This is a genomic window from Tropicimonas sp. IMCC6043 (assembly GCF_004146235.1).
In the GTDB taxonomy this organism is placed as follows: Bacteria; Pseudomonadota; Alphaproteobacteria; order Rhodobacterales; family Rhodobacteraceae; genus Tropicimonas.
On the sequence record NZ_SELO01000094.1, the window covers coordinates 1 to 5,130 of the forward strand.

Genomic DNA, 5,130 nt, shown 5'->3' on the forward strand with positions numbered 1-5,130 from the left:
TTCGCCCGAAGGCTCAAGACCCTCAGCGGTCTCACGCCATACGAATACATCTGCAAGATCTGGACTTCAGAGCCAGACAGATTCAATGTCGATCCGATCCACCAAATGCCGGGACTGAACACCTAGAGGCTGCAGGCGATGATCATGGCGCACAACGGAAAGGTCGTCTTCGAATCCTATCCGGGCATGAACCCGACGGACATGCACGTCTGGATGTCGGCATCGAAGACCGTGGCGGGGCTTCTGGCCATGCTTCTCTAGGCGGAGGGAAAGATCGACTTCGAGCGGCCGATCACGGACTACGCGACGCAATTGCAGGGCACGGCCTGGGATACCGTGTCGTTCCGGAACGCCATGAACATGGCGGCGGGCCTCGATATCGAGGAAAGCTTCGCGAACCTGTCGAACCCGGACAGCTTCATCGCCCAGTTCTTCAGCGCGATAATGACCGGAACCGGAACTGACTGGATTGACGTGATGCGCGCGGCCGAACCGCTGGTCGATGAGGCGCCGGGCACGCACATGCGCTACAGCACAAGCATCACGCAGGCGCTGGCACTGGCGATCGAGAACGTCGCGGGCATCACTTACGCTGCCACCTTCGTGAAGCACATCTGGTCGAAGATCGGTGTCAACGATCCGTTCTTTATTCCGCTTCTGTCCGAAGGCACCGCGCTTGGCGGTGGTGGCAACTTCACGGCGATCGAAGACTTCCTGCGCTACGCTCACCGTCTCGGCCCGACGGATGACGCTCGCCCTCTCGACCGCCGCCACTCCGTTCTGGGCCGCGATCTGGCCGCAGATAACCGCTCTTCATTGGGGCGGCCCGTAGCGAGCAGCTATCAGCCTCGGCAACGCACCGGAAAACGCCCGGGGGCGGACCGCCGTGCTGCGCCCAAAACGCTGAAAATCCGGCATCACCGGTTGAAGAATGCGTCCGGCGCTGTCCGAAGCTCCATCGCAGGCAAGCCGAGCGAAAACTTTCCGACCCAAAGCCCGAACGACATCAGATCAGCCCAAGATCAGGACACGAACACGGCTCGATGCCCCGCCCGATGAATATGGCGGGGTCAAAGGTGTCTCAGAGAACTCTGGGGCGGGGGACTTCTTCCCAACGTGCTATGGCCTCGAGTTTGTGGCTAAGGCGGCGCGACAACGGCAAGGTCGAGAAGCAGAGAGATCTAGTTCAAATCGATGGGAATGGCTCCAATCGGTTGGTAAACTGGATTCAATAGCGGAGGTCTGGAACCCAATAAGTCCCGTATACCCAGATATGGCGAGTTTCAGCCAGACCGCCGTTGACTAAAATGACTACATCCAAAAGCTGGGATGGGGACAAGATGCCGAGTAAAGCCCTGATCGAGCGTCTGAACCAAAGGGCTGCATGTGCCCTGAAACAGGATAGGTGCACGGCAGGCAAGAACACGCTTGCCTTGAACCCGCCTTGCTACATTGTCTTGGCAGATGACGGGCTGAACACCCACAAGATCGTGTTTCAGGAGCCGCCAACATTGGCTCAGCTCGCTGAGCGAACGCCCCCAAATTCGTGGATCATTTCGGTAAAGCCAACGCGGCTGTCGTACCACTGGAACAGTTTCCCGACCCTGCGCCATGCCCGCCAATTGATTGCGGCATGGCGCGACGACTACAACCATCGCTGCTCGCACACGAGCCTCGACGGGCTCACGCCGCGGGACTATCACTAACCGTTGGGAGTGGACCAAGCGCGACCTAGTGTTCCGAGTCTGACGCTTGCTACCTGTTTCCCCGGATTTCATCGAGGGCGTTCAGGGCGCGGCGCTCACGGGCGAGAATATCCTCAACGGTCTTCGTCCAGGTGAAAGCTTTCGGCTTGGCGTTGTGCTGCAGCAGGTAGTCGTAGATTGCGGCTTCGAGATCGTCGACGCTCGAATAACTGCCGCGGCGGATGCGCTTCGAGGTGATTTCGGCGAAGAACCGCTCGACCATGTTCAGCCATGATGCGCTGGTCGGCTTGAAACTAAGCTTGAACCGCGGGTGCTTTTCCAGCCAGGCCATCACCTCGGTCGTTTTGTGGGTAGCGTAGTTGTCGAGCACCAGGTGCACGTCGCGCGGCCCAGGCACGGCCCGGTCGATGCGGCGCAGGAACCGCAGGAACTCCCTGGCGCGGTGGCGCGGCAGGCACTCGCCGATCACCATGCCGGATTTGACGTCGAGCGCGGCAAACAGCGTGGTCGTGCTGTGACGCTTGTAATCGTGGGTCATGGTGGCGGCGCGGCCCTTCTTCAGCGGCAGCCCCGGCTGCGTCCGGTCAAGCGCCTGGAACTGAGATTTTTCATCAACACACAGCACCACCGCCCGCTCCGGCGGATCGAGGTAGAGCCCAACAATGTCGGTGACCTTCTCTTCGAACAAGCTCGAATTGCAGCTTTCGGTTTTAGGCATGATGCTGCACGGGCGGAGCACCCACATAGCGCAAGTGTCGGCAATGCGCAGGCAACTGCCGTCCCGACGCTTTTGGGCAGACGCCTATCGAGTCGGTGGATCGAAGGAGGAGTTTGCCGACGAAGCCGTCATCCGACGGAATACCTCGGATGTCCGGTTTAGCGCCGAATTCGGCATCGACTTGGCGCACTGCGCGTTATTTGTTCTCAAGTTAACAATGCAAGCATGACAACTACTCGCGAGTCCCAAGAATCGTAAGACCCGGGCTTAAGGCCGAGAAACCGCTCGTACCTCACATCGGTGAGGTCGGCATAGAAATTTCGCATTTCTGCCCTTTCGTCCGACGGTTGAGCTGGCATGAAAGATTTTAGGGACAAACTTGGCAATCGTCGTGTCCATCGAACGGCGGTCGCGGAAACCATCATGGGTTCTGGCAAATGACTGGCAGGGTTACATACAAGTTCGGTGCAGTCCTGGTTGGGTTTCTGATCTCTTGCTCCTCCCACGGATGGGCAGAAACGGGCGCCGGGCAGGAGACGACGGATAGTGCGGCGGCCAAGCCGGACGTGGGCATCAGGCAGGATGTTGCCACCGAACTGGTTCAGGTGACATTGAACAGCGCTGTTGCGATTGAAAGCGAACAGCCTTTCACAGAACTGTCGATCGCCAACCCGAGTATCGCCGATATCTCAACCATCTCGGAGACGTTGGTCTACGTTCTCGGCAAGAGCCCGGGAAACACCACGCTGATGCTGTTGGGACAGGGCGGCGAGTTGATGCGGGTCGTGGACATCCGTGTGGTGCCTGACATCACCGAGTTCACATCGCGCCTGGAGCAGCTGTTCCCCGATCAGGAGATCGAAGCGATTACGGCAAACGACGGCATCGTCCTGATGGGCACAGTCGACAACGCATCGGTCATGCAGCAGGCGCTGGAACTGGCGAGCCATTATGCGCCCGGGCAGATATCGAACCTGATGACATTGAAGCCGGTCGAAACGAGCGGGCCTGACCTGGCTGACTTCGAACGAAGGCTGCGCGATCTACTTCCCGAGCAGGAGATTGCCGTCGAGATTGCCGAGGGCAAGATTGTGCTGACAGGCGAGGTCGATTCTCCGGCTGCGCTGGAAAATGCGACCAAATTGGCCGAAAGTTTCGTTCCGGGCCAGGTAACTTCGTTCCTCACGCTACGCGAAGCCCCCATGCCGCTGCCTGATGTCGGCCGGCTTGCCTCGGCGCTTGCCGACATCCTGCCGGATGAGGACATCAAAGTACATCTGATTGGCGACGCCATTGTTCTCTCGGGCCATGTCAGCACGGAGCAGATGCTCCTGCAGGCGTCTGAGGTTGCCAAGATGCTTTACGGCGACGCAACGATCTCCAACATGCTCACAGTCAGCGCCTCCAGCCCGTGCGTGGTGCGCACCCGCAAGGCCGGCGAAATGACTGAAATCAACGTGCCGTGTCAGAAATGACCGATCCTGTGCACGGACGGCTCTCTCGCCTTTAGTCGACGTCTAGCTCTGCGACCGGTCGCTTGGCCCCGGGCCTGACGTCGCGGCTTCGCTGCCGTCCGGCGTTCTCACGGATGCGGAAACCAGTGGCCTCGCTGCGCCCGGCGGGGCAGGTCCCGGATCACTCGGCCTCGATCGCCTCAAATCCGGTGTCGAGTTTGCCTGACAGGTATCTCAGATGCTGAACATTCAGCGCCTCGAGCGATCCGGCTCTTTCATCACCCGCCTGGATCTCGTCTGGTTGGACTGCGGCAACTGGAGTGCCCCATCTGAACTGGTCCACCGTTATGTTTAGGAAACGGAGGACAGAGAATGGCAAACAAGCGGCACAAGCCAGAGGAAATAGTTCAGAAGTTGCGGCAGGTTGATGTGCTTGTCGGGCAAGGCATGGCACGCGTTGATGCGATCCGCGAGGTACACATAACGGAGCAGACCTACTACCGTTGGCGGAAGCAGTATGGTGGGATGGGAACCGACCAACTGAAGGAACTCAAACGCCTTCAGAAAGAGAACGAGCGGCTGAGGAAGGCGGTGTCATGTGTGGACGGCACCGTTTGCGCAAGGCTTGATTTGAGCTGATGGCGATCTTTTCGGGTTCTCTGATTGCGGCAAAGTCAAGCGCTGGAATGCTTTACCCTCTGGGGTCGTGGTTCTCTCCGAGGTCGGAATGTCCGCCTCATGATGGCGTTCGGGGCTGATCGTCACCTAATGTCATTTGCGAGGTCATCTGGCAGGTCGCCTGAGCCCCAACCGCATTCGCGAGATCGATCGGCCTTCGCCCCTTCGGGGTTCGCGTTCCAGCCCTCTCCCGGGCGGGATATCTTCGGATCGTTTCAGGCTCTGATCTCTCCTTTGTACCTGAACTCGGTTTCGTTCTTCCACAATGTCAGCATGAGAACTGCCATCTTGCGTGCCGTGGCGACCGCCGCCTTCTTGAAGCCCTTTCGCCCGGCCAACCTTACCGCCCAGGACTTCAAAGGCGAGAAGCGCTTGACCAGTCGGATCAGCGAGGTTGCTGCCTCGAACAGCAGCCGGCGCATCTGCGCATCCCCGCATTTCGAGATACGCCCCGACCAATCGATTTCTCCTGACTGATGGCGGCGCGGTGTCAGCCCGAGAAAAGCTCCGATATTGGCGACCTTGGTGAACCTGCCTGGATCATCAACGAGGCCGATGAAACTTAGCGCGACAA

4 protein-coding genes and 4 pseudogenes are annotated in these 5,130 nt (G+C 59.1%); 6 read left to right on the plus strand and 2 right to left on the minus strand.

Features of this window, described 5'->3' with window-relative positions; genetic code table 11:
* The 3 genes and pseudogenes from EU800_RS25635 to EU800_RS27800 all read left to right on the plus strand — a co-directional run.
* Window positions 1–126: pseudogene (locus EU800_RS25635) on the plus strand (IS481 family transposase); the annotation flags it as partial.
* Window positions 127–273: 147 nt separating this feature from the next.
* The gene (locus tag EU800_RS25645; protein WP_129636299.1) at window positions 274–1,059 is read left to right on the plus strand and encodes a serine hydrolase domain-containing protein; all 786 of its coding nucleotides are present in this window, start codon (window positions 274–276) and stop codon (window positions 1,057–1,059) included.
* 536 nt (window positions 1,060–1,595) lie between these two features.
* Window positions 1,596–1,706: pseudogene (locus EU800_RS27800) on the plus strand (integrase core domain-containing protein); the annotation flags it as partial.
* A gap of 49 nt (window positions 1,707–1,755) precedes the next feature.
* Here the strand turns inward: EU800_RS27800 and EU800_RS25655 are convergent.
* Window positions 1,756–2,403: pseudogene (locus EU800_RS25655) on the minus strand (IS630 family transposase); the annotation flags it as partial.
* Between EU800_RS25655 and EU800_RS25660 the strand changes: the two are divergent.
* The 3 genes and pseudogenes from EU800_RS25660 to EU800_RS25670 form a co-directional block, all read left to right on the plus strand.
* Entirely contained in the window at window positions 2,369–2,653 is a 285-nt protein-coding gene (locus EU800_RS25660) for a hypothetical protein (protein ID WP_129636301.1), read from the plus strand. The pseudogene EU800_RS25655 and the gene EU800_RS25660 sit on opposite strands and share 35 nt — an antisense overlap.
* A gap of 208 nt (window positions 2,654–2,861) precedes the next feature.
* Window positions 2,862–3,899, plus strand: coding sequence for a BON domain-containing protein (locus tag EU800_RS25665; RefSeq protein WP_129636302.1), 1,038 nt, complete (start codon window positions 2,862–2,864; stop codon window positions 3,897–3,899).
* Window positions 3,900–4,250: 351 nt separating this feature from the next.
* Window positions 4,251–4,475 (plus strand): annotated as a pseudogene (locus EU800_RS25670) (transposase); the annotation flags it as partial.
* A gap of 296 nt (window positions 4,476–4,771) precedes the next feature.
* Here EU800_RS25670 and EU800_RS25675 read toward each other — a convergent pair.
* The coding region (locus EU800_RS25675; protein ID WP_129636303.1) for a transposase at window positions 4,772–5,130 on the minus strand (359 nt) is incomplete at its 5' end.

What these genes read in the sequence shown, in the direction of transcription:
- EU800_RS25660 (WP_129636301.1), top strand. Translation starts at nt 2,369, where the DNA reads ATGTCGGTGACCTTCTCTTCGAACAAGCTCGAATTGCAGCTTTCGGTT.
- EU800_RS25665 (WP_129636302.1), top strand. Translation starts at nt 2,862, where the DNA reads ATGACTGGCAGGGTTACATACAAGTTCGGTGCAGTCCTGGTTGGGTTT.